Raw genomic sequence first — 2,779 nt, forward strand, 5'->3', positions numbered from 1 at the left:
CTAGATAATAGTCTATGCCGAGAAGCTTAGAAGTCTGCCCTTCAGGCTTGAAGCAAATGTGGATTTATCCCCTAAGCGGTGGGTTAACCGCAGAATCCAGGGTGTTTCAACCCCTGGAGATGTCAAAAGTAAACAAGATTCAAGCTATATACTTATGTATCATTATTTCAAAACAGCCGTTATTACTCTAAGTACGGCATTAAGCATCCTTATTTCTACCGTAGCTAAGGCTATTACTTTTCAATTTGATTGGACTGGTCAAATTGCTGGCTTTAGAGTTACAGGTTTGTTTAGCTATGACGAAACCCAAAGTTACACTGATGGAATTGTCCGAACCAATGACTTAGATTTTCTCAATGTCTCATTTTTCGATCCTCAAGGCAATCTTTTGAGAACCTATACTGATAATCATTTAGATGCAGGTGTTAACTTCAATTTTGATGCCCAAACAAAGCAGATACTCCAGTCTGGGACTTACTTTGATGCGGATGGAATCAACATTGGAGACGGCTCCAGAAGTGATGGTTTAACATTCAGGTCAAAACCACCTCAAAGTAGTACACCTCACGTCCATGTAGATGATTGGATGGATGAGTTTGGTTTCCCCCTTGGTTTTAGTAGCCATGAAGATGTGGCATTTCCGACTCGAACTACCCAAGAATTGATTGACACGGGGAGAGTTGGCGAGACCTATGTTGATGAATTAACGTCAGTCCAGTAGGTTAGGTTAAGCGATCGCGCAACCCAACAAAAACAATAATAAAGATGCTTCTAACCTACAAGATAACTATAACCTTTAAATGTAATGTTGGGTTTCGTTTCCTCAACCCAACCTACTTTGATTAATGACTTTTTTTAAACTTCCTCAGCAGCTTGCAGAATCAAACGACGAGCTACAGTTTGAGTACCAGTATGCTCAAAATAATTAGTCGTCAAATCAATAAATGCTGCCAAATAATCCAACTTATCATCAGCAATTTCTACAAAATTTTGCAAGCTATTAATAATCATTTCAGGGTCTAATCCTCGCGACGAAACTAAATTACTCATCCAACCCCTAACCGCATCAAAACTATTACCAATAAAATCAAGTTTACCCTGGGTACTATCACCAGGAATTAAATTATTTACCCTCTGAAATAAAGGATTTTGTTGCAGACCAGCAGAACTCATTCCCCCAATAATATCTCCCACACGATTAACAAAATCAGGTCCTAGGGGAATCAACCCGTCGAAACAGACCAAAGCAACCATTCGCATCAAAGATGGGCCACTATATTCTTCTGCCAAAGCTGCGGAAAAATCCCCTAAACTATCCATTGTTGGCATTCCATTTAATTTGCAGAAAGCAACCAACTCTGCCACTATTTTGATGGATAAATCTATTGCTTGAGTTTTATCTGCTGATGGGGTTAACTTATTCAGGAAACTCAGGAAAGAGATTTTTTCGCCAATTTTATTTGCCATTGCTGCTGCACCTAAAGCAGCATCAGCTTTATCTAGACTTTGGTAAGTCCAGATAGCGTCTTGATATCCTTGAGATTCATCGTTATATATCCACAAAGCACGTTCGCTAATTTTTTGAATTGTTTTGGATTTTTCTTCCCCAGTAATTTCACGAACTGTATTTTCAAAACCTACTAAATTATTCCATTCTCCGGGAACTACGAAATCTAAAGCGCGTAATGCTGAAACTGTAATACCACCAGTGGGTAGGTCATTGACTAATTTGATAATTGAATCGCTCATAATTTATCCTTCTGTGTTAATTTTTTCTCCATCACAACTTGGAGTCGTTCCGGAGGCGATGTTTTCATCTTATTGGCAATCTTATCAAGATAGAGGGGAAGATAGGGGGGATTGGGAGATTGGGAGATTGGGTGTATTAAAGTATTTTTCAATTATTGCTTCAATCCACTGACAGAGTGCCTCTAAAATTTTTAGAATATACCAAAAATAGATTGAGAAGATGCGGATATTCTGCGGATATTTATCATCTTTGAGTATTGGAATATTTTTCCACTCTCCTATTGCTTAATTTCTATAAACGACTTTATGCCTCAAAATTATAAATCAAGGTCAAGATAGCAAATGGGTTCTATAAAATAGAATCTCGCTTTATATGAACAGGTGTATCTTGGAAAAATAGTAGTTTAGATTCAATTTCCTCTACAAATATTCATTCTGTGAAGCACCAGGAAAAATTGACGGCAGGAAGGTTTGACTCTTGCATTCCTAAAAAAATTATGATATTGTTTACTAATATTATTAAACTGATTATTAAATATGACTTTTTGTTGAACAAAAAAATAAGGAAGCGATCGCTAAAATTTAGAAAAAAATCTCATCTTCTGAAGCACCACCAGTAAGAAAAAATTAGCGGCACGAAGGTTTGACCCTGGTATCCTTTGAAGAGGTATAAAATCGAGTGCTAAAATTTAGAAAAAATCTCATCCTGTGAAGCACCAGAAAAAATTAACGGCACAAAGGTTTGACTCTTGCATCCTTTGAAGAGGTATAAAATCGAGTGCTAAAATTTAGAAAAAAATCTCATCTTGTAAAGTACCAGAAAAAATTAACGGCAGGAAAATTTTACCCTTGCATCCATCACCTTTTATTACTAAATAAAACGCCGTGTGCAACTTTTTCCAACCGAGGAAATTTAGGGAGTTGTGAGAACCAGACTTTCCGCTCTTGACCCAGAAACGCTGATTATTCCGTAGAAAGTTGCACATCGCCTAAGTATTATAAAAAACTACCTTTTAAGATAAAAAGCATC

2 protein-coding genes are annotated in these 2,779 nt (G+C 37.0%); one reads left to right on the forward strand and one right to left on the reverse strand.

All coding sequences use genetic code 11. From position 1 onward, the window contains the following. Nucleotides 1-58: 58 nt before the first annotated feature. Complete coding sequence (locus F6K22_RS37870) at nt 59-721, forward strand: hypothetical protein (protein ID WP_293109983.1); 663 nt, start codon at nt 59-61, stop codon at nt 719-721. A 134-nt stretch (nt 722-855) separates the two neighbouring features. Here F6K22_RS37870 and F6K22_RS37875 read toward each other — a convergent pair whose 3' ends face one another. Then, the gene (locus F6K22_RS37875; protein ID WP_293109985.1) at nt 856-1,749 is read right to left on the reverse strand and encodes a hypothetical protein; all 894 of its coding nucleotides are present in this window, start codon (nt 1,747-1,749) and stop codon (nt 856-858) included. Nucleotides 1,750-2,779: the final 1,030 nt, after the last annotated feature.

Source organism: Okeania sp. SIO2F4 (genome assembly GCF_010672385.1).
Taxonomy (GTDB): Bacteria; Cyanobacteriota; Cyanobacteriia; order Cyanobacteriales; family Microcoleaceae; genus Trichodesmium.